Origin of the sequence: Sediminispirochaeta smaragdinae DSM 11293 (assembly GCF_000143985.1) — a bacterium.
In the GTDB taxonomy this organism is placed as follows: Bacteria; Spirochaetota; Spirochaetia; order DSM-16054; family Sediminispirochaetaceae; genus Sediminispirochaeta; species Sediminispirochaeta smaragdinae.
On the sequence record NC_014364.1, the window covers coordinates 3509687 to 3533849 of the forward strand.

At 43.4% G+C, this 24163-nt stretch carries 22 protein-coding genes and 1 pseudogene; 3 read left to right on the forward strand and 20 right to left on the reverse strand.

Annotated elements, in window-relative coordinates:
* Positions 1–4: 4 nt before the first annotated feature.
* The 7 genes from SPIRS_RS16495 to SPIRS_RS16525 all read right to left on the reverse strand — a co-directional run bounded on the left by SPIRS_RS16495 (position 5) and on the right by SPIRS_RS16525 (position 9334).
* Positions 5–1654 carry a sensor histidine kinase gene (locus SPIRS_RS16495; RefSeq protein WP_171814777.1) on the reverse strand — a complete coding sequence of 550 codons (1650 nt, stop codon included), beginning with the start codon at positions 1652–1654 and terminating at the stop codon, positions 5–7.
* Between the two features lie 369 nt (positions 1655–2023).
* Positions 2024–3964, reverse strand: coding sequence for an ABC transporter ATP-binding protein (locus tag SPIRS_RS16500; protein ID WP_013255825.1), 1941 nt, complete (start codon positions 3962–3964; stop codon positions 2024–2026).
* Positions 3957–5708, reverse strand: coding sequence for an ABC transporter ATP-binding protein (locus SPIRS_RS16505; protein ID WP_013255826.1), 1752 nt, complete (start codon positions 5706–5708; stop codon positions 3957–3959). Before SPIRS_RS16505 ends, SPIRS_RS16500 begins: the two co-directional genes overlap by 8 nt.
* Before the next feature lie 44 nt (positions 5709–5752).
* Complete coding sequence (locus SPIRS_RS16510; RefSeq protein WP_013255827.1) at positions 5753–6196, reverse strand: MarR family winged helix-turn-helix transcriptional regulator; 444 nt, start codon at positions 6194–6196, stop codon at positions 5753–5755.
* 182 nt (positions 6197–6378) lie between these two features.
* On the reverse strand, positions 6379–7047 hold the full coding sequence (locus tag SPIRS_RS16515; protein WP_013255828.1) for an SHOCT domain-containing protein: 669 nt from the start codon (positions 7045–7047) through the stop codon (positions 6379–6381).
* A gap of 23 nt (positions 7048–7070) precedes the next feature.
* A complete protein-coding gene (locus SPIRS_RS16520; protein WP_245537607.1) occupies positions 7071–7274 on the reverse strand; it encodes an SHOCT domain-containing protein in 204 nt (67 codons plus the stop codon).
* Between the two features lie 74 nt (positions 7275–7348).
* Positions 7349–9334 carry a copper-translocating P-type ATPase gene (locus tag SPIRS_RS16525; RefSeq protein WP_013255830.1) on the reverse strand — a complete coding sequence of 662 codons (1986 nt, stop codon included), beginning with the start codon at positions 9332–9334 and terminating at the stop codon, positions 7349–7351.
* Positions 9335–9479: 145 nt separating this feature from the next.
* Between SPIRS_RS16525 and SPIRS_RS16530 the strand changes: the two genes are divergently transcribed.
* A complete protein-coding gene (locus SPIRS_RS16530; protein ID WP_013255831.1) occupies positions 9480–9761 on the forward strand; it encodes an NAD(P)H-dependent oxidoreductase subunit E in 282 nt (93 codons plus the stop codon).
* Positions 9762–9763: 2 nt separating this feature from the next.
* Positions 9764–11278 carry a monomeric [FeFe] hydrogenase gene (locus tag SPIRS_RS16535; RefSeq protein WP_013255832.1) on the forward strand — a complete coding sequence of 505 codons (1515 nt, stop codon included), beginning with the start codon at positions 9764–9766 and terminating at the stop codon, positions 11276–11278.
* 5 nt (positions 11279–11283) lie between these two features.
* Here SPIRS_RS16535 and SPIRS_RS22595 read toward each other — a convergent pair whose 3' ends face one another.
* The 8 genes from SPIRS_RS22595 to SPIRS_RS16575 form a co-directional block, all read right to left on the reverse strand.
* Positions 11284–14301, reverse strand: a complete 3018-nt coding sequence (locus SPIRS_RS22595) for an HD domain-containing phosphohydrolase (RefSeq protein WP_013255833.1) — start codon at positions 14299–14301, stop codon at positions 11284–11286.
* A 134-nt stretch (positions 14302–14435) separates the two neighbouring features.
* Positions 14436–15038 (reverse strand): class II aldolase/adducin family protein, encoded by a 603-nt coding sequence (locus tag SPIRS_RS16545; RefSeq protein ID WP_013255834.1) that lies wholly within the window; start codon positions 15036–15038, stop codon positions 14436–14438.
* Between the two features lie 19 nt (positions 15039–15057).
* Positions 15058–16332 carry a 3-oxo-tetronate kinase gene (otnK, locus tag SPIRS_RS16550; RefSeq protein WP_013255835.1) on the reverse strand — a complete coding sequence of 425 codons (1275 nt, stop codon included), beginning with the start codon at positions 16330–16332 and terminating at the stop codon, positions 15058–15060.
* Positions 16333–16370: 38 nt separating this feature from the next.
* Positions 16371–16658 (reverse strand): putative quinol monooxygenase, encoded by a 288-nt coding sequence (locus tag SPIRS_RS16555; RefSeq protein WP_013255836.1) that lies wholly within the window; start codon positions 16656–16658, stop codon positions 16371–16373.
* Between the two features lie 2 nt (positions 16659–16660).
* The gene (locus SPIRS_RS16560) at positions 16661–17749 is read right to left on the reverse strand and encodes an isocitrate/isopropylmalate dehydrogenase family protein (protein WP_013255837.1); all 1089 of its coding nucleotides are present in this window, start codon (positions 17747–17749) and stop codon (positions 16661–16663) included.
* A 21-nt stretch (positions 17750–17770) separates the two neighbouring features.
* Entirely contained in the window at positions 17771–19048 is a 1278-nt protein-coding gene (locus tag SPIRS_RS16565) for a TRAP transporter large permease (RefSeq protein ID WP_013255838.1), read from the reverse strand.
* Entirely contained in the window at positions 19045–19587 is a 543-nt protein-coding gene (locus SPIRS_RS21870; protein WP_013255839.1) for a TRAP transporter small permease, read from the reverse strand. Before SPIRS_RS21870 ends, SPIRS_RS16565 begins: the two co-directional genes overlap by 4 nt.
* Positions 19588–19643: 56 nt before the next feature.
* Positions 19644–20654 (reverse strand): TRAP transporter substrate-binding protein, encoded by a 1011-nt coding sequence (locus SPIRS_RS16575; RefSeq protein WP_013255840.1) that lies wholly within the window; start codon positions 20652–20654, stop codon positions 19644–19646.
* Between the two features lie 332 nt (positions 20655–20986).
* Here SPIRS_RS16575 and SPIRS_RS16580 point away from each other — a divergent pair, with 332 nt between their 5' ends.
* On the forward strand, positions 20987–21715 hold the full coding sequence (locus SPIRS_RS16580) for an FCD domain-containing protein (RefSeq protein ID WP_013255841.1): 729 nt from the start codon (positions 20987–20989) through the stop codon (positions 21713–21715).
* Here the strand turns inward: SPIRS_RS16580 and SPIRS_RS22600 are convergent.
* The 5 genes and pseudogenes from SPIRS_RS22600 to SPIRS_RS16600 form a co-directional block, all read right to left on the reverse strand.
* On the reverse strand, positions 21710–22246 hold the full coding sequence (locus SPIRS_RS22600; RefSeq protein WP_013255842.1) for an energy-coupling factor transporter transmembrane component T: 537 nt from the start codon (positions 22244–22246) through the stop codon (positions 21710–21712). The two genes, SPIRS_RS16580 and SPIRS_RS22600, sit on opposite strands and share 6 nt — an antisense overlap.
* 25 nt (positions 22247–22271) lie before the next feature.
* Positions 22272–22322, reverse strand: a pseudogene (locus SPIRS_RS22720) (hypothetical protein); the annotation flags it as partial.
* On the reverse strand, positions 22316–22519 hold the full coding sequence (locus SPIRS_RS22535; RefSeq protein WP_171814779.1) for an ATP-binding cassette domain-containing protein: 204 nt from the start codon (positions 22517–22519) through the stop codon (positions 22316–22318). The gene SPIRS_RS22535 and the pseudogene SPIRS_RS22720, both read right to left, overlap by 7 nt.
* Before the next feature lie 92 nt (positions 22520–22611).
* The gene (locus tag SPIRS_RS16595) at positions 22612–22836 is read right to left on the reverse strand and encodes an ECF transporter S component (protein WP_083771529.1); all 225 of its coding nucleotides are present in this window, start codon (positions 22834–22836) and stop codon (positions 22612–22614) included.
* Positions 22837–22940: 104 nt separating this feature from the next.
* Positions 22941–24092 carry a pyridoxal-phosphate-dependent aminotransferase family protein gene (locus SPIRS_RS16600; RefSeq protein ID WP_013255843.1) on the reverse strand — a complete coding sequence of 384 codons (1152 nt, stop codon included), beginning with the start codon at positions 24090–24092 and terminating at the stop codon, positions 22941–22943.
* Positions 24093–24163: the final 71 nt, after the last annotated feature.

Here is a 24163-nt window from a genome sequence, read left to right on the forward strand (position 1 = left end):
TAATCTATCCTTCGATTTCAGTATACTCTATGTGAACAGCGGTCCCTCTTCCTTCAGTACTTTCAATGTCGATATGCACTCTCTCACCGTAATACATCCGAAAACGTTCCATTGCATTAAAAATTCCAAGTTGGCCCTTTTTGTTTAAAAACTCATAGTTACCTGCATTGATCTGTTCCAGTAGTTCCTGTTCAATACCGCTGCCATTATCTTTTATAAGAATAGAAATTACGTCTTCCGGTTTGCTGATTTCTATCAATAAAATTTGTTTCTGTTCTGAGTTCTCAAATCCGTGGATTATGGCATTCTCAACAAAAGGCTGAAGCAGTAATTTATGGATATGGCAATCAAGAACAGCTGGCGCTATTTTCAGGCAAGACTCAAAACTGTTTTTAAGCCTTGTCTGTTGCAAGAAAATGTATTGCTTGAGCCATTCGACCTCCCGTCTGATTTTTACAACACCATTACTATTATCAATACTATAACGTAATATCCTGGCGAGAGCATTTATTGCATTACTAATTTCAAATTCGTTTTTGTCGATGGCCATCCAGTTTATAGTATCCAGAGTATTGTATAAAAAATGGGGATTTACCTGTGCTTCAAGAGCCCTGATTTCTGCATTTTTTTGTTTTATTGAAGCAGCATGGACATCTTCGATTAATTCATTTATTTTTCTGACCATGAGGTTAAAGTTGTCAGCAATCTTTTCCATTTCCAAGGGCATTCTACGGTCTTTCTCAACCCGAACAGAAAGTTTTCCTTCTCCTGCCATATTCATGGCTCTGACAACCGTATCTATGGATTGGGTTAATCGTCTTGTAATCAGTAGAATAATGGCCAAAAGCGCACACACGGATAATACAATGACGAATATTGTTAGCTTTTGTTGATTCGTAATTTCCTGATACAGAGCCTTTCGATCTCTGACAAGAAAGATATTCCAACCCGTTTTTTCATCTTCAACCTCGTAGATGGATAGATTGTTTCCTCCATGATTGGCATTACCAGAAACCATGGTACCGATAAGTCTTCTCTTTTCTTCCGGATCTTTTGGTAAAGGCAGCTTGGTTCCTATTTTTGATTTATCGGGATAGGATATAACCGTTCCATCCGCGCCAAGTATAACGGTACAACTTTTATCATGAGCATTTTTTTCTGTTTGTTGTTCAGCACATATATCACTAAGCATTTTTTCGTCGATAGATAAAATTACGACTCCATTTTTTTTATAGATGTTTCGGTAATCGATTATTCTATGTGCTATATGGAAAAGGTAGTATTTCTTTGAAGAAAAATACGAGACTACATGAGAAGACATTATCTTTAAAGTATCTTTTGATGCTATCTGCCTGAAAAGTTTTTCAGGCCTGTCGTCTGAGGTATCCAGCCAAGAAGTCTTTGTATTGTAACCTGTCAGAACATCATCAAAAACCATGTTTCCACTACTCATCAGAATAGTAATGGATTGGATATAGGGCATGGTATAGATATATTCATGTAGCACATGCCTTAACTGGCTGTTGTTTATTTCCAGTTCATTTCCGGCATTGATGTTGTCAATTAATTTTACTATCTCATCGTCGGTATATATTCTATATAAGAGATCTTCATAAAATCCGAGTTTTGTCTGAATATTTCTTTGTGTCTGCACAAGATTGTTACTTTCAATAACATCGATATTCTTCTGCAGAATGGATATTATGTTGTAATATGATATGACTTGCACAAGTATAACTGGTAAAATGGAAAGCAGACAAAAGGATATTATAAGAAATGTTTTAAAACTTTTTTTTGTGCGAAAAAGACGCTTTAGTTTTAGTAAAACGGCAGAACAATTTCTTACTATCATAATATTGTATCAAGTATGCAGCACAATATTTAATATCGCAAGTATTTATTAGCCCGAGATTACGCCTCAGATGTAGCAAAGGATTTCAGATTTATCAAGCGAAGGATATGTGATCTATTCGAACCTGATCAAGGCGAGATTGATCAGGTTCTTGATGTTACAGGCTTAGTATTATTCAAGCTCAAAGGCTCCTGTGTAAAGTTGATAATACTTTCCTTTCTTCTCAATTAGCTGTTCATGATTTCCTTTCTCAATAATATGCCCATGTTCCAGAACCATAATGATATCGGCATTGCGAATTGTGGAAAGACGATGAGCAATCACAAAAACCGTACGTCCTTTCATAAGAGCATCCATACCCTTTTGCACGATGGCTTCGGTTCTCGTATCAATAGAGGAGGTCGCCTCATCGAGAATCATTACCGGGGGATCTGCAACCGCCGCGCGTGCAATGGAGATTAACTGCCTTTGTCCCTGAGAGAGACCGCTGCCGTTGCCTTCAAGCACCGTATCATATCCCTGGGGCAACATGTGAATGAAACTGTCCGCGTTAGAAAGTTTAGCAGCAGCTATGCATTCCTCATCGCTTGCGTCCAGCTTGCCATACCGTATGTTCTCCATCACGGTACCGGTAAATAGGTTTACATCCTGCAATACAATACCGAGTGAACGTCGAAGGTCCGGCTTTTTAATTTTGTTGATGTTGATAGTATCGTAACGTATTTTGCCGTCTGCAATATCATAAAACCGATTAATAAGGTTTGTTATAGTGGTTTTACCTGCACCGGTAGCGCCTACAAGCGCCACTTTTTGCCCCGGTTCGGCATACAGGTCGACATTATGGAGGACAATCTTGTTTTTTTCATACCCGAAATCGACATTATCAAAAACAATTTTTCCCTTCATTTTCGTATAGGTAAGCGAACCATCGCCATGAGGATGCTTCCAGGCCCAGATGTCTGTACGCTCGCGACACTCCCTGATCTCGCCGTTTTCTTCTTTGGCATTGACCAGGGTAACATATCCCTCGTCCTTTTCCTCTTCTGCATCGAGAAAATCAAAAATACGCGATGCGCCGGCCAGGGCCATAATTACCATATTAAACTGCATGGAAACCTGGCCGATAGGCATAATAAAACTGCGGGACAAGGTAAGAAAAGAGACAATGGTACCGATGGTTAAAACATCGGCTCCAGAGAGGCTAATGTTTTTGATGCCTCCAATAGCAGCAGCCCCGCCGACAATGGCAAGGAGCACATATAACACATATCCCATGTTGGCTACAATAGGCATAGTGATGTTCCCGTATTTGTTGGCCTGAGTAGCACTCGCACAGAGCTCATCATTTTTTTTATCAAAGGCTTCTTTTGCTTTTTCCTCATAACAGAAAACCTTAACGACCTTTTGCCCGTTGATCATTTCCTCAATATATCCATCCACGTCTCCTAAGGATTCCTGTTGCTTCATAAAGTGGACACTACTTTTTCCGACCAGTAGTTTGATTAATTTTAATAGGGCCAATGTGAACAAGACAACAAAGACTGTCAGCCATACACTGAGGTACAACATGGAAAAGAACACCGTGGCAATCGTGACAACGGACGCAAACATCTGAGGCAGGCTTTGGGACATCATTTGACGCAGTGTGTCGGCATCATTGGTGTAATAGCTCATAACATCACCATGACTGTGCGTATCAAAGAATTTAATAGGCAGACTCTGCATATGCGCAAACATGTTATCGCGTATACGTTTGAGCGTCCCTTGAGAAATAACCACCATCATTCTGTTATAGAAAAGCGTTGCCAAAACTCCGATACTATATATTGATCCCATGAAGAGCAGGGCCCGCAGGAGCAAAGAAAAATCGGGATGCTGCTGTCCAAGTAAAGGGATGATATAGGTGTCAATCAAAGACTGCAGGAACAATGCCGATGCAGCATTGGCCCCCGCACTGAGTATGATACAGATAATGACGAAAGTGAGCCGAAGCCTATATTCCTTCATATACGATAACAATCGTTTAATTGTGCCGGGCTTGAACTGTTTAAATACAGGCTCTCTTGCCGAATTCAAGTTTCCTTCTATTTTCGTCTCTTTTGTATTATTCATGAATAAGACTCTCTCTGTTCTGGGATTCATACACTTCTCGGTAAATCTTGCATGTCTCAAGTAGCTCATCATGCGTTCCTATGGCATTAATCCTGCCCTCATCCAGCACAATGATTTTGTCTGCATCCTGGATCGACTTTATGCGCTGAGCGATGATAATCTTTGTCGTATCGGGAATTTCCTTTTTAAATGCATGCCGAATCAGAGAATCCGTCGTGGTGTCTACAGCACTGGTGGAATCATCAAGTATCAGTATTTTTGGATTTTTCAACAGTGCTCTTGCAATACACAACCGCTGTTTCTGACCGCCGGAAACATTGGCGCCACCCTGTTCAATATAGGTGTCATATGTATCGGGAAATTCCTGTACGAAACTGTCGGCCTGTGCCTGTTTGCAAACCCTGATTAAGTCTTCATCGGAAGCATGTTCATTGCCCCAGCGAAGGTTTTCTTTGATCGTTCCGGAAAACAAAACGTTCTTTTGCAGGACCATGGCAACCTGATTGCGCAATGATTCAATGTCGTAATTTCGAACGTCTACACCACCGACGGTTAACCTTCCGCTTACTACATCATAAAGACGAGGAATAAGTTGGACCAAACTAGATTTCGATGCCCCAGTTCCGCCAAGAATACCAACCGTTTCCCCCGATTCTATGGAGAAATTGATGCCATCGAGAACCGGTTTGTCTGTTTTCCTCGCATAAGAGAAACTAACGTTTTCAAAGGAAACAGAGCCATTTTTCACCTCATATACAGGCTCATCACAGTTTTTAAGATCGCTCTCCTCTGTCAGAACCTCAACAATACGTTCAGCAGATGCTCGGGAAATGATGATCATGACAAAGACCATGGAAAGCATCATCAAGCTCATTAAGATCTGCATTGTATACGTAATAAGCCCGGTAAGATCGCCGGTGGAAAGACCTATAGCCGGATTATTATTGCTGGCAATTATAGCCTTTGCACTGAGCCATGAAATCAATATCATAGCGGCATAGACGCAAAATTGCATGAGCGGCATATTGAATGCCAGTATCTTTTCGGCTTTGGAAAAATCTTTAAAAATGAGCTCAGATATCCTACCGAACTTTTTTTCTTCATGAGCCTCTCTGGTAAATGATTTTACAACACGTATTCCTCTCAGATTCTCCTGGGCAACGCTATTCAACTTATCGTATGTCTTAAAGATCCTCACAAAAATTGGATGAACGTATGTAGCAATAAATAAAAGACCGAATAAGAGCACGGGCATAATCACAAGAAAAATCAGAGAGATATGAGCATCTATGCGGAAGGCCATGATCAAGGCAAAAATCATAATAAAGGGACTTCGTATCGCCATGCGGATGAACATCATATAGGCATTCTGGACATTGGTAATATCTGTAGTCAGCCGGGTAACCAAACTTGCAGTAGAAAACTTGTCAACATTCGAAAATGAAAAATTCTGAACATTGTAATATATATCATGGCGCAAATTCTTTGCAAAACCGGCAGATGCTATAGCGGCGCTACGTCCCGCCAGAATGCCGGAAATGAGGGATATCATAGAGCAGAAAACCAGTCCCAAGCCTATTTTAAACACATTGGACATATCTTCCTGCATGATTCCGTAGTCAATCAGATAAGCCATTAACGTAGGTATTAAGACTTCCATAATGGATTCAAATATCACATATACCGGCGTCAGGATAGAATCTTTTTTATACTGCCGGATACTGGATAGTAGTACTTTAATCATAATGATCTCCTTAACCTGTTGCTTGCGTACTACATAGAGGGAATTTATTTATTAGATATATTTTCCTTCATCCGTTGTAAAAGCATGTACAGCATTTTCAATTCGTCGTCCGTAAACCCCTGGGTCAGAATACGTTCCATCCGGTCAATATCTTCCCTCATGAGGTCCTGAATCTTCTTTGCCTTTTTTGTGAGAACAATTTTTTTTAAGCGTGCATCATGCTTGACGGCCAACCTTTGAATCAAGCCTTTTTGCTCCATCAGGCTGAGCACATTCGACACAGTCGATCTGGTAATATTGAAATGTTCTTCAATATCTTTCTGGTAAACATCTCTTCCCGCATCTGTATTTCTCGCAAGATATCCAATGATCCACCCGTTGTTCCCGGTTATTGCCTCGATTTCCTTTTTATTGGAAGAAAACTCAAAATAACGCCGGACAAGATTATTCAACGTGCGGAGTTCCAACCCCATCCTTATTTCATCCATGAACCACGTTCCCATGTCAATTTTGTTTCATATAAAACAAAATTGACAAAATGTAAAGTGGTTTTGGAGCTATTTCGACGAGGAGATCCAGGCATAATACCACTCGGAGGTTACACAAGAGCTTACCGCTTCTCTCCCAGTTCAATAGAGACAGAGGTGCCCAATACTTAGCGTCTGGATTATTAGTTTTCTTTCAAATCATCCTTTAGCTGGAGATAATCCTCCCTGGATAGCTCTCCTTTGGCATAGCGCGAACGGATAATCTCTTTCGCTGTCCCTGAGTCAAAGGTTATACGTGTCTTTTTTGCTTTTACCAGTGCAATAATAAGAACGATCACGGCAATCAACAGTACAAGACAAATCGCACAGAGCCAGGGGGTCATCAATCCGGCCATCACGTCAGGGCTGCCCGGACCGTACCATCCGCTGCTTACTCCCCAGGAACCCATCATGCCCGGACCCATCATGCCGTATCCCGACATTCCCGGCCCCCAAAGCCCGGAGCTAAGATCTCCGTTACTCTGGAGATAGCGGTAGCCCATAAGGCGGTGCATGGAAGCAAGCTGCTCAGAGCCCTCTCCTCCCATCATCTGATCCATCCATTCATGTTGCTGTTCATCCGAAATCATAATCCCCATAACTGCATCACCAAGTTCTTCCAGAAGCTTTGGAGAGACCCTGTCGGGATTTATTTCGCTGATGGTGTCTACACCCTGGGTTTGCTCGATTTCTGCAATTATCTGGTCGATACCGCTGCCGTGCCCACCTTCATTTGCCGTGAGAACAAACGCCGGAACCAGTAAAAAACTCAAACTTAGTATACCGATTGCACACCGTTTTATTATAGTCATACCAATCCTCCTGTAATGTTAAACTAAGCTTTATTCCCAAGATCGGCCTTCATCTGCATGTACTCTTCCCTGGAAATCTCGCCTTTGGCATACCGCTCATCAAGGATTTCTTCTGCAGTTTGTTTGTCATTTGCGGTACCTTCATGCCATCCGCCACCGGGACGGTTAAGCGCCCACCGGATAAGAAAGACGCCTCCTACAATCAGGCCTGCTAATATCAGTATCATTACTATACCTCCTCCATATCCCCAGTGCATTGTTCCGGGATACCATCCCCATCCATTCATCATATTTTTGCCTCCTATACGTCTTCTTTTCTTATTCTAAGCAATCTGGCATTGATTGCGACAATCACCGTTGAAAGTGACATCAGTATCGCCCCGATCTCGGGAGAAAGCACTATTCCGGCGCTATACAGTACCCCGGCCGCAAGAGGGATGGTCACCACGTTATAACCACTTGCCCATATGAGGTTCTGTACCATCTTCCGGTAGGTTGCCCTGCCGAAAAGGATAAGCGCCGTTATATCCCGGGGATTGGATTCCACAAGAATGATATCGGCCGTAGCAGCGGCGACATCGGTCCCGGACCCCACCGCGATACCGATCTCCGCCTGTGCCAGGGCTGGGGAGTCATTCACTCCGTCTCCGGTCATGGCGACATACTCGCCACCGTTCTGCAATTCCCTGATCCTTTCCTGTTTCTGATCCGGCAGAACCTCCGCGAAAAAACCATCCATCCCGAGCTCATTTGCCACAGCCGCAGCAGTTTCCCGGTTGTCACCGGTGAGCATCCAGCACTTGATTCCCCTCTTCCGCAGGGCTTTGACAGCCTGATAGGATTCCGGGCGAATTGTATCTGAGAGGGCTATGGACCCTGCCACACTTCCGTCGACAATGACAAATACACGGGAAACGCCTCCCTTATGGCCGGCATGTTCCGGACGCCGGAGTTCTTGTTCCTCAAGATAGCCGGGGCTGACAACATGTATCGCTCTTCCGGCAATCGTTCCCGATACCCCCTTGCCTTTGATTGCCTGAACGTTTTCCGCAAGTTCTGGCCTGATGCTTTCCTTTTTTGCATGAGCGACGATGCTCTTTCCTATAGGATGCTCGGATTGCGCTTCCAGTGCCGCCGCGTAAGTGAGCAGCTGTCTTTCATCGAACTGGTTGTCATGCAGGTCTATGGCTGTAACCTCAAATGTCCCCTTTGTTAAGGTTCCGGTTTTGTCAAAGACAACCGTTGTTATTTTTCGCGCATTCTCAAATGCGGTGCGGTTTCGTATGAGCAAACCGTTCTGCGCCGATTTTGCGGTAGAGACCGCAACCACCAGGGGAATTGCAAGGCCGAGGGCATGGGGGCAGGTAATGACCATCACCGTGGCCATGCGGGTGATGGCGAACTGCAGGTCCTTTCCAACAAATAGCCATGCCAGAAGCGTCACGACACCAACGGATATGGCTACAATGGTAAGCCAGAAGGCGGCCCTGTCAGAAAGCGCCTGGGTTTTCGATTTCGCAGCCTGGGCCTCCCTGACCATGGTGATAACCTTCGACAAATAGGAATCCTCTCCGGTTCCCTCTACTCTTAGCTCCAGTGCGCCGTCACCGTTTATCGAGCCGCCGATAAGCCTGTCACCCTCTCCCTTCCGCACCGGCCGGGACTCACCGGTCAGCATTGATTCATCGATATAGCTCCCGCCGTTTTCTACAAGACCGTCGGATGGAATTTTTTCCCCAGGTTTGATGACCAGCAAATCTCCTTTGTGAACCTCGGACAGAGGGACATCGATTATATCGCCGCCGCTTTTCCGGTGAGCCTCACTGGGCATCAATTGGGCCAGCTTCTCAAGGGCCGATGATGCGCTCAGTACAGAGGCCATCTCAATCCAGTGGCCGGCAAGCATGATTGCGATCAGCGTAGCCAGTTCCCAGTAAAAAGGAGAGCCGTCCAGTCCGAAGCTTACTGCGGCGCTGTAGACATAAGCCACTGTAATGGCAAGGCCGATAAGCGTCATCATTCCGGGATTTTTCTGTTTCAGCTCCCCGACCAAGCCGGAAAGAAACGGCCAGCCGCCGTAAAAAAAGATTACTGTTGCAAGGGCAAAAACGACAAAGGTATCTCCTTTGAATCCAAGGGTAAATCCCATAAATTTCTGGATAAGCGGAGAAAGGGCAAGAACAGGAATGGTAAGGATAAGAGTAACATAGAAGCGCTTTCGAAAATCCCGAATCATCATCCGGTGGTGTTCGGAATGATCATGATGATGTTCATGATTTGCTGACATTTTCTCTGCCTCCTTCCTGTATTTCATACTTAAACGGTAATGAATTGCCGGAAGTAAATCAAACAATCAGGCCGGAAAGCTTTCTTTCTGTAAATGTCTCTTCTATACTGATTATAACGAACACTGTCACAAGGGAGTGCTGTGCATGGGGGAACACCAACAAAAAGAGGCAAAAATGCATGTTTCCGTTTGTATGGGTACCAATTGCACATTTCGAGGAGCCTCTCAGCTCATGGAAACGTTGCGGGCAGAAGAAGGTATCAAAGATCACTGTATCATTGAGGAAATGTCATGCCCGGACGAGCTTTGCGATCATTCGAGAAGATCTCCCGTAGTTAAAATCGACGACGACTATGTTATGCAGGCAAAGCCCGAGGCAATTCTTGATGAAGTTTACAAACGCATCCGGGATAATCGGGAACCATAACCATGAAAGGATACGGCGTCAAAAGGATCTTTGAGCGAATGCGCGGCATCTACACTCCGGTAACAGATCTGCGCAGGCGGCTTCTCATGGAAACGGTACAATTTATCATCGAAGGAAAAGATCCGTCGGAAATTGAGTCACTTCCTTTTAATATTATTGAAATGGGTAAACCTGCATACCGCTGCTGTTCATACCGGGAGCTTTCCATTGTAAAGCAGCGACTACGACTGGCATTCGGGCTACCGCTGATAGAAGAGCGTGAGAATATGCCGGTTTCCCGCGGAATAGAAAGGGCATTTACCAGCGAGAAAATAATCGACGTCCCCCTTGTGAACGTAATCCGTGCCGCCTGCGAAAAATGCCCAGAGGATGAGGTGATCGTTACCGATAAGTGTCAATCCTGTATGGCCCATCCCTGTTCAATTGTCTGTCCGCGAAACGCCATTACCTTTCCCGAGGGAAAGGCCCATATCGATCAGGATAAATGTATAAAATGCATGAAATGTGTCCAGGTGTGTCCCTATTCCGCCATTACCAGAATGGTACGCCCCTGTGCCGAAGCATGCGGAGTCGGTGCTATAGATTCTGATGAAGAAGGCTTTGCCCGGATAGATCAGAAGGTCTGTGTAAGCTGCGGCTTATGCACAGTCTCATGCCCGTTCGGTGCGATTTCGGATAAATCGGAGATTGTTCAGGTGACATTCAGCCTGCTGGAACATGATGAAAACCCCCTGGGACAGAAGTTGTACGCAATTGTAGCACCTTCCTTTACCGGACAGTTCGGAAATAAAGTAACGCCGGAGATGATTTTTGAAGGCATAGGAAAACTTGGATTTGACAGAGTTATGGAGGTTGCCTACGGCGCGGACTGCGATACCGTTCTCCTGGCTGGAACATATTCTGCCGGACATGGTGATTTTTTGGGTACATCCTGCTGCCCCTCATGGGTGATGGCGGCACGTGCCTCTTTCCCGGATTTGGCTGAAAACATAACCGACAGCTATACGCCTATGGTCGAGACGGCAAAAAAGATCAAGGAGACCGATGCCGACGCAAAAATCATATTCATCGGACCGTGTATTGCGAAAAAGTACGAGGCCCTGACAGAAGAGGTTTCGGAATATATCGATCATGTGCTGACCTTTGAAGAACTGGCCGCCCTGTTTGTGGCCTTTGGAATCGATCTCATGTCTATTACAGACGGCCATCCCATTAATGATGCCAGTGCTCTCGGCCGGGGATATGCGAATGCGGGAGGTGTTGGAGATGCCATCATCAAAACAGTAGAGAATAGGTTCGGCATTTCCGATATCCAATTTGAAAGGGCCGATACTCTTGCCGACTGTCTGGAAATGCTTAAAAGAATTAAAAAAGGCGAGACCAGCCCTAACCTTGTAGAGGGTATGGCATGTCCAGGCGGCTGTGTGGGAGGGCCAGGAACGCTGGCATCTCCCGGAACTGCTTCACGCCAAGTTACCAGGTTCGCAGAAGCTGGGGTTCTGAAAGATAACGTGTAATATCATTAATCCAAATACTGCTCAATATCCACTTCGTCAATGAGATCCGGGGGAAGATGCTGCTTTGCATAGACGCTGAAAATTCCGGACGTAAGAAAAAGGTTGAACAGGTCAGGATCGATGTGATTGTCCTTTTTGAATTGATATAATATCTCGATGGCTTCCGATATCTTCTTCGCTCTTTTATACGGCCTGTCGCCAGCTGTCAGGGCTTCGAAGATATCGGCAATCGCCATTATTCGGGAAGGAATAGATAGATCATCAGCCTTAAGCATTCTGGGATACCCATCCCCCGAAAGCCGTTCGTGATGTGTTCCGGCGAATTCGGGGACTCTTTTTAGTGCATCGGGGAAAGGCAGTGTTTGAAGCATCATTATGGTTTGTATGATATGTTCGTTGATTTTATATCGCTCTTCTCGATTAAGGGTGCCGACGGGAATAGACAAATTATACAGTTCGCCATTGTTATAAAGGTACTCCGGTTGCTCAAGCATAAAACCAAGACCTTTATAGTCGTTTCTACTCTGAGCCTGTAAACGAATGATGTGATCTTTCCGATCATCGAGTAAAAATTCCCATCCGGGTTTGGTGGTTCGACCTGATTCTACAAATCGTTCGTGTTCGGCCCATGATAATCCGAGAGAGGGGTCCATTCTTCTGAACCACTTTCTATTTCCAATGAGACGTAAGCGTTTGATATCACCATCGCTGAGATAACGATTGCCATAATTACACTCGGCAATAAATGAAAAGTCATCAAATAGTGTATCTTCCTCTTCCTCCCTTGCTGTACGGGCATCAGCAGGATTCTTCCCTGACATAACAGCTTCCAATTCTTCGATCTTCAGGTCCCTGAGGAAAATCTCAAAGCGCATTCGTATTTCATGAATCCGGTTATTGATGGTTTCCAATTTGACTGATTTATCCACCACATATTCCGGTGTCGTTATCTTACCGCAGTCATGGAGCCAGGCACCATATCGAAAGGCCTTTCGTTCCTCGTCGGAAGAAAACCTGAAATCAGCAAGCGGGCCGGCAGAGGTCCGTTCCGCTTCATTCGCCAGCATGATGGCCAGCTCCGGGACTCTTTTACAATGTCCTCCGGTATAGGGACTTTTGGTATCAATCGCACCAGCTATGAGCTGAATAAAGGACTCAAGGAGTCTGTCATTGGAGTTGATAAGGGCCTTAGCTTGATAGATGGCCGCAGCCTCAGCACTTAACGCCTCGATAAACGTCTTAACCGAGTCACTGAAAGGAATAATCTGTCCTTCGACAGGAGAACGGGCATTGATCAGCTGCAGAGCACCGATCATATCCCCTCCCTGTACCTGCAAAGGTACAGTCATAAAAGAAATCGACTTGTAGTTGTTGAATGTGTCGAATTCTCTTGTACCGGTAAAATCATACCCTTTACTCTCATAAGCGTTATCAACGACGATGGTCCGCTGGTCATGTATTGCGCAGGAGACCACATTGTTCCGATTAGGTTCTCCATTTTCCTTATATAATGGAACATGCGGTAGCCTAACTCTTTCTTTCTCAGCCCCTCCCTGCGCTATGTTCAGACTATCATTCAAAACTACCTGGAACTCCAGATGGTCACCCTTTTTGAGATATAAACTCCCACCGTCGGCATCGCCTATTTCCTTTGCACCTTTGAGTATCATCTCTGTCAGAAGATCTGTATTCTTTTCAACGGACATAGCTATTCCCAAATCGATTATTCGCTGAAGCTTCACAGTGGCAATCTGCAAATCTTTCGTCTTTGCTTTTAAGGCGCTTTTCATCAATGCAAATGCTTCAGATAATTCTGCAAATTCCACTATGATCGTTTTCTGAGGAACATCGCCGTTAAAATCAAGATTCTTCATCCGTCTCGCTTCACGTGCAAGGATAGTAAGAAAGTGGCTAAGCCTCCTACTGCCAAGCATAACAAAGGGGAAGAGCAAAAAAAGTAGAAACAAAGCAGAAGCAATAGCCCTTTGTCGCATCTCTACCAGATAGCCCAAGAAATCCTCAGATGGGGCTATCATAATGAGATCAAAAACATGTCCCCCTATCGGTTCCCAAGAGCGGCTCCAGATCATATATGTATCGCGTATGGAAAACGCTCCTTCCCTTGTGGGGGGAAGGACAACTTCACTCAAACTTTGCATGTCGGTATTATCATTAAATGTCGTATTAATAGGCGCCAAAAAATCATTTGAAGAGCCGATCCACTCTTTTAATTTGCTATTCGAGGCAAGAATAGAACCTTTAGCGTCCAATAAGGCTGTTCTACAGTTCTCAGAGACATAAAGATTGTTGAGAAAATCCTCCAAACTTGCCAGCGTTATATCTATACCTACGACGCATTGTGTTCCTATTGATTTGGCAGCAGTTATGCCGGGTTCTTGGAAAGAATCAAAGAGATACGTATCTGTTAGCACACCTTCCTGAAGGTTCTCCCGAGCCAAAAGAAACCACGGACGAGATGATGCCGTATACTCAACCCTATCATGTACGCGCTTTCCAACGACCTCCAAGTCCTCGTTTAGATAGGTCCATAGCTCACGCGCTGCCTCTCCTTTCTCATCCATCATAATTATCGACCGTAGAATATAGACAGTCCCGTCCGGTGCTTCATGCTTACGTATGATCTTTTCGTCGGTACCTGCATGAATTAACTGAAGGAAGGTATTATCGGAAAAACCGCGATACACGGAATAAATTTCCGGGTAATTGTTTAAGAGCTCAACAAAATAGCGTATAAAAGGTAAGGATAATCCATCATCATTTTGCTTATCAGCGATTCCAGGAACTGTTGCCACCTGATGTACCGATTTTTGAGCCTGAACAAGCATTTTTGTCAATTCATCCTGAACTCTGTTTCCCGTCTCACTAAAAAGCTGACCAGCTTTTTCTGTATCCACCCGTTTGCTAATAGACAAAACGGCAAGCAGGGTAGTGATGGAAGAGATGATGAGTATACAACAGACCAAAATCAGTAAACTGATCTGGAATTTAAAATGGAGCTTCATTTCCTGTTACTATAAACGATCACATGCCTTTTCGCATAATCTAAACAAAAAAAAGACACTTTACTGGAAAAATTATATAGATCGTACTAAATCCGCGGGCCCCCTTCCCTTGCTTTGTTTCGAATTACGCTCCATTAGGGAAGAACTTGCGCATGCACATTACGTAGCATCCAAGCAACTCTTGCACTTTCTTCTAATTCTTCTAGAATATAGAACGCCGATTCAAGATCGGCGCCCCCGACAATAGGCCCATGGTGTTCCAGTAAAAACCCATCACTTTTATCAAGCCGAAGCTGAAATGCCTCAAACAACTCTCTCGAACCAGGTTTAGCGTATGGAACGAGCCCCACAGAACCAAGCTTCATTCTCAGATAGGGAGTGTAATTTGGTATCACGTCCATAGTATTAGCAGAATGATCCAAACACGACCAAAGAGTCGAGTAAAAACTATGTGTATGTATTACCGCCTGTATGTTTTCACTTTTCTTGTACAGGAGAAGATGCAATGGTAGTTCTTTACTGGGAGTAATACCATTATGTCGATTGCCTTCTATGTCAACCACCGAAAACCGTCTGCTGGTCAAAGAACCAAAGCAAGTATTACTGGCAGTAATATAAACCAGCCCATTATGACGGAAACTCATGTTTGCTGATGAGCCCGAGACCTTATTTCGTTCAAAAAGACTTTTCGCGACCCATAGCGCAATCTTGTACTTCTTCGAAAGTCCACTGCGCATAGTATTGCCTCCCATTTTACTATTCTTTTGTCATGTCTAAGGCCCGTATAAAGAAATCTTCACCGCCGAAATTTCCAGATTTTAAGACTATTCTCATTTTGTTGTCGTTGATTGGAATCATAATGGGAACACCAGGTGACACGCTTTCCCCGATGAGCAAAGAATTATAGCCAAGCCGTTTGGTAACGGCACCCGAGGTTTCACCACCAGCAACAATGATTCTGGTAAAGCCTGCTTTTACAGCTCGCCAAGCAATTTCTGCTGCAGTGTCTTCCAGCAAACCTGCAACCGACCGCCATTGCTTTGATTGTTTTACTTCCTCAGAAATATGTGCGGTAACATTTGAACTATAGACCAAGACAGGTTTACTACGATGTTCCAACACAAAGTCCCAAAGGCGTTCGATTTCTTCCGAACCTGTCAGTTTTGAGGAGTCAATCTTTATGGATTTCCCACCCCGGTGCTTAAAAACATCAATCTGTGCCAGTGTTGCTTGTGAACAGCTCCCAGATAAAATAAGAGCGTGCCCAGCGGTCCCCATGCTCACCTTCCCTGAAGAAGGATTATCAGAATTGGAATACCTTTTCGCAAGCTCAGTCATAAGACCGGAACCTCCGGTCAAAAGTACTAAGTCACCAAAAACATCTACAATTTTCTTTGCATCTTCATCATAGACAAAATCAGGAATTACATAAAAATGTTCTTTATCGCTTCCAAACCTATGTATGAGTGAAAGGATTTCTTCTTTAGGTTTTTTCATCAAATACTGATCAAGTTTGAGGCATTCATATTTTCCCTGTGGCTTCATTAAATTTGCAATATCGCTATCCCACATTGGAGTAAGTGGATGGTGTTTCATTGAGCTTTCGTTCAAAGGAACACCATCGACATAAAGACAACCATTGCGTACAATTCTTTTATTAATAGGTACTGCAGGACAAAGAATAGTATATTTCGATCCAGTCTTGTTCAGCACGTTATCGACAATGGGTCCAATATTACCATGGCGAGTAGAATCAAACGTAGAACAATACTTTAAGAAAATCTGAACGGCCTTTCGTTTCCTTAACCATTCAAACGCCTTATTTGTATCATAAACCGCTTTTTTCACCTCTTGGGTCCTGGTTTTCAAAGCAATGACAATTGCGGTAAAATCATCATCGATGTTCCGATCATCTTCTGGAACACCATTTAAAAGCAGGGTCTTCAATCCTCCCTGTGTAAGGAATGAGGCAGCATCGCTTGCGCCAGTAAAATCATCTGCAATACACCCTATGTATAATTGATTAGCCATGGAATATCCTCGCTCTTCCTATAACCATACGTAATAAATTATTCCACTTTTTTCCAAGACATGACTTCTTTACTGTTTATCCAATCTCTTATTGCATTATCGTAGACAAGATAATGATTCGACTTCAAATGACATTCAAACATCGCTTTATCTTGATAAACCTCATAAAGAAGAAAACTATTTTCTCTTAATGAATTAACAGAAATATCAAATTGATGACATCCCTTCTCCATAGCCAAAGATGCTTTAGCTTGTGAAAAGCTATGCTCAATGAATTTGTCCACATACTCATCTTTCACATCAAATATTACCGTCACAACAAACATAATCAGTCCTTTTCTAATGCTTTGTTTACCAGCCCAAAAATCTCCGCTGTTCCAGAACTACCACCTAATTCATAGGGTAATAACTTCTTAGTCCGGTAAGCCGATTTTACCGCTTCTATCAAGGTCTCACTAGCTTGTATCGCGGCATCATTTGAAAATTTAGTACCCAAGTAATCAAGCATCATTGCACCAGAAAGGATCATGCCCGTAGGGTTGGCTATACCCTTCCCGGCAATATCGGGTGCACTTCCATGGCAAGGTTGAAACACTGCATTATCATCACCAATTTCACCAGATGGCGACATCCCCATTCCTCCCATTAATGCGGCTGCTTCATCTGACAAAATATCACCAAATTGGTTCTCTACTGGGCAAACATCGAATTCCCAAGGCCTCCTGATAAGGTTTAACGCGGCAGCATCGACGTACATGTATTCAGTCGATATTTCCGGATAATGCTCTTTCACTTCGTTAAAAATACTTCTGAAAAAGAACATCGATGATAAAACATTCGCCTTATCAATGCATGTTACAAGGCCTCGAGTTCCTTTACTCTTTCGCCTTTGTGCTAAGCTAAAACTGTAGTCAAATAGCTTCTCAGATATTCTTCGAGTTATTTTTATTAGATTATATGCAGCCTCATGGCTGTCCAACTCATGTGATCTAGGATAGGCAAATATGCCTTCAGTGGATTCTCGTACAATGACAAAGTTAAGCGCTTTGCTCCGTTCATCAATTAAAGGGAGAGGTAATCCCGGCATTGTTATACATGGACGTACTCCGGCATAAAGTTCTAACCGTTTTCTTAAATCATGCTGAGGGCCTATCTCTGTTCCATCAGGATATCTAACATTTGGTAATCCCATGGCAGCTAAATAGATGGCATCAGCTTGTTTAGCACGAATAAAATTTTCTTCAGGAAAACTCTCCCCTGTTCGTCTATACAGATCCGCCCCCGCTTCAATCTCAGTATATGTAAGTTTAACGCCAAACTCAGATGCAACATCAGCAACTAAATCAAATGACGGCCTTGTGATCTCCTGACCAATTCCATCACCTGGCATTACAGCAATATCAAATTCGTTTTTCATATCTTGTTCCTTCGCAGTTCGCTATATACCTGAAATATTGGGAATAAAAGTAATGAGACTCGGAAAAAAATTCAAAATAAGTAAGATTACGATTAATACTACGACAAATGGAATTATCTCTATGGATATCCTTTCAATTGATTCATCGGCGATATTACAGGAAACAAATAAACACAATCCAACAGGAGGCGTGATCTGACCGATAGCAAGGGCAAAAATAAAGAGGACCCCAAAATAAACAAGGTTTCCTCCCATTGCTTCAATAACCGGATAAAAAATAGGCGTCAACAGGACTACCGCAACAGCATTATCCAAAAAAGTTCCGACAAAAAGCAAAGCTAACATCATGAGAAGTTGAATAACTAAAAGATTGTTTGAGACCGTTACAAGATAGCGCGCAAACATTTGTGGAATAGATTCACTAGCAAGAATATAGCTAAAAAGATGTGCACATGCAACAAGGTACATTATAGAAGCAGTGCTTTTTGCAGAAGAATAAATTACTTTCTTGAAATCCGAGAATCTTAGCATTTTATAAACAAAAACACTGATTATCGTACCATATACGACAGCAACTGCAGCAGCCTCTGTCGGAGTAAAAATTCCACCGTAAATGCCTCCAAGAATGATTCCTGGCATCAAGATTGCCCAGATCCCATCCTTTAGTGCAGCGCCAATTCTTCCCAATGAAGCTTTTTCCGATCCTTCATATCCTCTTTTCTTGCTGATAACATATTCAAGTATCATCAGACCAATTGCCATCATCAAACCCGGTACAATGCCACCAAGGAAAAGTTCTCCAATAGAGGCACCAGCTATTGCCCCAAATAAGACCATATTATTACTTGGGGGAATTAATAATCCGATAGGACCGGAGGCTGCTATTGTTGCTGCCGAAAAACTTTTTTTGTATCCCTTTTTCTCCATCGATTCAACCATGATAGAACCAATCGCAGAAGTGGTGGCCGGAGCAGACCCAGAAATGGCGCCGAAAAAGGTACAAGCCAAAGTACTCACCATTGCTAAGCCACCAGTTGTTTTGCCAACAAAGGAAGCGGCAATGTTTGTTAGTTTCCGTGAAACCCCGCCTCTTGCCATTATATTCCCAGCAAAAATGAAGAATGGAATAGCCATAAGAGTGAAAGAATCAACCCCTCTAAACATCTTCTGAACAATAGTGCTCACTGATACGTCACTAAAGAAATAGATAGAGAACGTTGCTGCCATTGCTAAACAAAACGAGATCGGAATCCCTAATAAAAGGAATACAATAAACGAAATAAAAAGCGCGATACTCATGAAGCACCTTCTTCCTTACAGTTTTTTTTGGTCATCATGCTATTGTGCTTGATATCATAATCGAAAACTTCTACAAGTATTTTTTCCAGTGCAAAAATTCCGATGCAAAAATTGGCAATAGGAACCTGGAGAAAAACATATGCCATTTTAATAAAAGGAATATTTACGGATGTAAGGCCATTATTATAAAATCGTAATACCAAGGTCGCAGCAAGAAACGCTGCAATCCAAACAAAAATCAATACCAACACGTGCCCTATTATGAGTACGGATTTCTTCAACCACCGTTTCTTTATAGAATTAACTAACGACATTACTGCCACATGCCCACCACTGCGGTATACAACAGCAGCACCCAAATAGGTTAGCCATGAGAAAAAGTATTTTGAGAGCTCTTCACTCCAGGCTAGTGAAATTCCCAGATGTCTTGCAACTACTTGGGCAAATACCAAGATGCTCATTGCAGGAAGAAATATCATGATTGCTATCTTGAGTACTCGATAAATCTTATTGTTCAATGCTATCAATATGCTAACCATAAACACTCCATTTCTTGTAAAGCATACAGCATTACGCTGTATGCTTTGCCTCATTTTTATTTGTTAGCCTTGATCTTGTTGATGAGATCACTATATTGCTTGCCATATTCGTTATAAACAGCATCGACAACATCATTAAATCTGGAAGGGTCTATATAATTCACTTCCATCCCTTTAATCTTCAATGCCTCAATATTTTCGTCGAAACTATTTTTAGCATCATCGAAAGCCCACTGAGACACCTCTCGCCCTACTTCAAGAAAGATTTTTTTGTCCTCAGGACTTAAACTATCAAAAGTACTCTTCGACATAATCATAGGTTCTGCTGTATGTACATGCCCAGAAATAGAGAGATATTTTTGAACCTCGTAAAGTTTTTTATCTATAATATTTGCTAAAGGATTTTCCTGAGCCTCAACTGTGTTAAGTTGGAGGGCTGTATACAGCTCACTGGTTGTAATATTTGTGGATGCTGCGCCGCAGGTATTAAAAAAAAGCATATTTGCCTTTGAGGTCGAAACACGTATCTTTAGGCCATTAAGATCTTCAGGTGAGAAGATAGGTTGACGATTATTTGTGATCTGCCGAAAGCCATTCTCTAACCACGAAATGACCATGACATTTTTTTCTTCAAGCTTCTTTGAAAGCAGGTCACCAACTTCACCGTTCAACGTTGAATAGGCATGGTCATAATCTCGAAAAAGAAAAGGCATTCCAAGAACACTAAAATCAGGAACCAGAGTCATCAGCTTATCATCCGAAGTAATTGCAATATCAATGGTACCTAGCTGAACCGCTTCGGTTACTTCTTCCTGTGTACCAAGCTGGTTCAAAGGGAAAATGGTAATGGTATATCTTCCATTAGTTCTTTTCTCTATTTCCTCCTTGAATTTCAGTGCTGCCTTGTGATAACGATGCGTTTCAGCCGCCGAATGGCTTAATTTTAGATTAACAACGCCGTCAGATGAATTCTCACCTTGTCCATTTGCCATTACGACAGGAGTAATACATACCACGAGAGCAAGAACGACAAACGTAGATAACATGATCCTAGCGATCTTTTTCATAATGGTCCTCCTTAGACCTATCAATTTTATTAAAATTCCGCTTTACGAAATTTTCTAAACGTTTACTGCTACTAAGCACCTCCCCGTTTCTGTGTATTATCTTTTATGTTACTTTTACTGGTATGATTGGTTAACTACATAACTTATCAACTGTTATACCATTGACTTTTCAGTTTGTCAACGTATTTTTATATTCCTGTAATGGACATACTTGCATTGACGTACATCGATTATTCGGTATACATTATGCTGGTATAATATGTTAACATATTTACGTGTCAACCAATCACGTTAATGAGAATTTGGTTGAGTCTTTTTGAGGTAGTCTATTTATGGCAAAGCGAATTATCCATAGGAAAAAAATCTACGAAGAAATTGTTGATCATCTTTTCGACGATATCAAAAATGGGGTGTATAAAGTTAACGAAGAGCTGCCTTCAGAAAGAGAGCTGATGGAGGAGTTTGGTGTCGGCCGTCCAGCTGTTCGTGAAGCTATTTCCAAACTTGAATTAATGGGCTTAATTGACGTTAGATCCGGTTCAGTGGCAAAAGTTCGTGAGCCAACAATCCAGCGCTTAGTCGATGAAATGTCGGGGGTTGTTCAGCTTCTTCTGATGTCACCAGAGGGTGAAGCTACATTTCAAGAAATACGACTCATATTAGAAGTAGCTCTCGTACGAAAGGCTGCGCGTGATGCGGGATCAGAGCAAATTAGAAAACTAGAGTTAGCATTAGAGGACAACAGGCAGAATCTGAACGATAGAAACAAATTTGCCGAAAGTGATTTATCTTTTCACCAAGCCTTAGCAGAAATCACAGGAAATTCAGTAATTATTGGGGTAATGCAATCTCTCAGCTCCTGGTTAATGAGAAAACGGGAAGTAACCCTTGCAAAATCCGGTCAAAGTAAAATGGCATTTGAGGCTCACCAAAAGATTTTAGATGGAATAAAAAAACGAAACCCAGATTTAGCTGAAACAGCAATGCAAGATCACTTATCGCAGATCCAAAATATCTGGGCCGAACAAATTGATAATGAAATATCGGAGTCAGGCTCATAGCCTGCTCCTATCTCGAAGAAAATCCCAATCCCAATAGGCAAAAACAACATATATTGGATTCCACACTGGAACAATATGTATCACATCACTTCCATACCCAAACGCAAAACGACTAATCGTAAGTCTCGACATGAAGCAGATAAGAAAACCAAGCACAGCGCAGTCAAGGCGGGTCATCTTCAGCTCATGGAGATAGGTCCGTTTTTTCTTTGTAGCGCAAAAGTCTCTGGTTTCCATCGCGTTTGCAAGATTTGTGCTGGCTTTCAAACCGGTGATGATCACCGATACGATGATAGGCATGTACGATTTGGGCCGCGTAATGAATGATCCTTTTTCCAGGTCAAGCCCGCGGGTTTTCTGGGCGTCCGCCACCATGATGATAATCGTATGCCCCTGGTCGTTTGCATCCCTTACAATATCCATAAGAACGGTACTGCTTTTTCTGTCGAGTCCAACGGTCGGTCCATCCAGGGTAAGAAGTTGGGCAAAATATCTGATGGTCGGGATTCTGAAAAACAAATCCAACTTCACGCGAGATTTGCGCGATGCTCATATCCTTCGTATCCTTCCCATACAGAAAAACGCTTCCCTCGCAAGGCCTTAGCAAACCGACAAGATGCTTTGCCAGCGTTGTCTTACCAGAGCCATTCCGGCACATTCCAAGCCGAAGGCCACTTCATCTTCCACACTCATCGTAAACAGTTGCGTCTCGGGATCCTGAAATACGACCCCGACCGTTCCCGCCAAACTGGCAACCTCAGCCTCTTTTGTGTTCATGCCGCAGGTGAACACATCACCCTTCACTGACCTTTACAGGGGCTTCACCCTAGGCCATAGGCGGATAACTGAAGGAAAAGTTTTCGATTGTGATGACAGTCTCATCCATAGTGTAAAGCTTACTCCTCCATCTCCCTCTTCCTTGCCTTACCAAGGGTCGCAAGCGGCGGATACACCTTTCGAACCGCAAAAACAAGGGGTATCCCTACAATTCCCCCGGCCACAACCTGCCCGATATTCCCGGGAACTTCTGCAAGAGCAGGGCCAAAGCCGTAGAGGAGACCGCCGGCCAGAAGATATCCGCCGATCATTACAATTGCTCCAAAGAACCATCCCAGAATCATAAAATGCAGCGAAATATACCCCAACTTCCGCCAAGGTTATGTATCCCCTTACGGACAAGTAGTGTTAAGACTGTTGTAATAGCTGTTACCTATGTGGTCCGGCCTTAATACAGTTCTGATAAAGCAGCTTCGAGCCCATCTCCTATTTTTGCGGGAAATCCTCTATCCCTCAGGGCTTTCCCTACAAATGTCAATGCGGTCATTACAGGCATCGGCTTAGCCGTATGGCCCATGTGGCCGATCCTGAGCAACGCACCATTCAACTCTCCATATCCGGGAGAAATGACGACACCGTATGTTTCCCGCAAATGTTCAATAAATGAGGCCGATTCAATCGCCTCGGGAATCTTAAAGGCGGTACAGCAATCTGTAGCGATGAATTCCGATTCCGGCCACAGCGACAGCCCCATTGCCTTTAGCCCCGCTCTGCAGGCTCTTGCACAATCGCCATGTCGCTTCCAGACCGCTTCAAGCCCCTCTTCAAAGATCATATCCAGGGCGGCATTAAGGGCGTAGATCAACGAGACGGAAGGCGTATAGGGAAATGCTCCATGTGTCAGCCACTTCTCTTTCCAGTCGAGCATGCTGAGAAAGGTATTACGGGCAGGGTTCGAAGCAGCAATCCTCTGCCATGCATCCGGACTTACCGCCATCAAACTCAGACCAGGCATCGCACCTATACACTTTTGCGGACCGGTAATGCAGATATCAATTCCCCATTCATCGGTTCTCACTTCACTACCCGCAACGCCTGAAACAGAATCGACAAGGGTGATAGCCCCATATTCTTTAGCAATAGGACACAGCTCGTTAATGGGATTTATCGTTCCCGAAGGGGTCTCAGAATGGACAACACTCATCAGTTTTATATCGGGGTTCTTCTCAAAGGCAGAACGTACTTCTTCCGGAGTAATCGAGCTGTTGTAGTCTTTCCGAATTTCAACCACTTTGCCACCGTACATATGGATAAAGTCTTCAAACCATTTACCGAACACCCCGGTAACGAGGTTCAAACAGGTATCTCCGGGCCTGATACAACTGAATGCGGCCGCCTCAAGTCCCAGTATCGCCTCGCCTTGCATGATGATGATATCATTACTTGTTAGAAATAGTTTTTTAAGCTTCTCCTCAACGCCATGGTGCAACTGTTTAAACGCCGGATCATAATGATAGAGGATTGGTTCTGCCGCCGCTTTCGATACACGCGGATGTATTTCAGCCGGGCCAGCAGACATTGTCAGTTTGTCATACTTCACGTGAACACCTCGCTTTTTCCATCCATACTTGAATTTGTACATGTAAATTAAGTGCCAATTTTCCAATGGAA

Excerpts from the sequence above, each read along its gene's own strand:
- SPIRS_RS16525 (WP_013255830.1), bottom strand. The coding sequence starts at position 9,334 with ATGTCAGCAAATCATGAACATCATCATGATCATTCCGAACACCACCGG.
- SPIRS_RS16505 (WP_013255826.1), bottom strand. The coding sequence starts at position 5,708 with ATGATTAAAGTACTACTATCCAGTATCCGGCAGTATAAAAAAGATTCT.
- SPIRS_RS16500 (WP_013255825.1), bottom strand. The coding sequence starts at position 3,964 with ATGAATAATACAAAAGAGACGAAAATAGAAGGAAACTTGAATTCGGCA.
- SPIRS_RS16555 (WP_013255836.1), bottom strand. The coding sequence starts at position 16,658 with ATGTTTGTTGTGACGGTAATATTTGATGTGAAAGATGAGTATGTGGAC.
- SPIRS_RS16510 (WP_013255827.1), bottom strand. The coding sequence starts at position 6,196 with ATGGATGAAATAAGGATGGGGTTGGAACTCCGCACGTTGAATAATCTT.
- SPIRS_RS22595 (WP_013255833.1), bottom strand. The coding sequence starts at position 14,301 with ATGAAGCTCCATTTTAAATTCCAGATCAGTTTACTGATTTTGGTCTGT.
- SPIRS_RS16520 (WP_245537607.1), bottom strand. The coding sequence starts at position 7,274 with ATGATACTGATATTAGCAGGCCTGATTGTAGGAGGCGTCTTTCTTATC.
- SPIRS_RS21870 (WP_013255839.1), bottom strand. The coding sequence starts at position 19,587 with ATGGTTAGCATATTGATAGCATTGAACAATAAGATTTATCGAGTACTC.
- SPIRS_RS16545 (WP_013255834.1), bottom strand. The coding sequence starts at position 15,038 with ATGCGCAGTGGACTTTCGAAGAAGTACAAGATTGCGCTATGGGTCGCG.
- SPIRS_RS16530 (WP_013255831.1), top strand. The coding sequence starts at position 9,480 with ATGGGGGAACACCAACAAAAAGAGGCAAAAATGCATGTTTCCGTTTGT.
- SPIRS_RS16565 (WP_013255838.1), bottom strand. The coding sequence starts at position 19,048 with ATGAGTATCGCGCTTTTTATTTCGTTTATTGTATTCCTTTTATTAGGG.
- SPIRS_RS16535 (WP_013255832.1), top strand. The coding sequence starts at position 9,764 with ATGAAAGGATACGGCGTCAAAAGGATCTTTGAGCGAATGCGCGGCATC.
- SPIRS_RS16515 (WP_013255828.1), bottom strand. The coding sequence starts at position 7,047 with ATGACTATAATAAAACGGTGTGCAATCGGTATACTAAGTTTGAGTTTT.
- SPIRS_RS16595 (WP_083771529.1), bottom strand. The coding sequence starts at position 22,836 with ATGATTCTGGGATGGTTCTTTGGAGCAATTGTAATGATCGGCGGATAT.
- SPIRS_RS16560 (WP_013255837.1), bottom strand. The coding sequence starts at position 17,749 with ATGAAAAACGAATTTGATATTGCTGTAATGCCAGGTGATGGAATTGGT.
- otnK (WP_013255835.1), bottom strand. The coding sequence starts at position 16,332 with ATGGCTAATCAATTATACATAGGGTGTATTGCAGATGATTTTACTGGC.
- SPIRS_RS16580 (WP_013255841.1), top strand. The coding sequence starts at position 20,987 with ATGGCAAAGCGAATTATCCATAGGAAAAAAATCTACGAAGAAATTGTT.
- SPIRS_RS16575 (WP_013255840.1), bottom strand. The coding sequence starts at position 20,654 with ATGAAAAAGATCGCTAGGATCATGTTATCTACGTTTGTCGTTCTTGCT.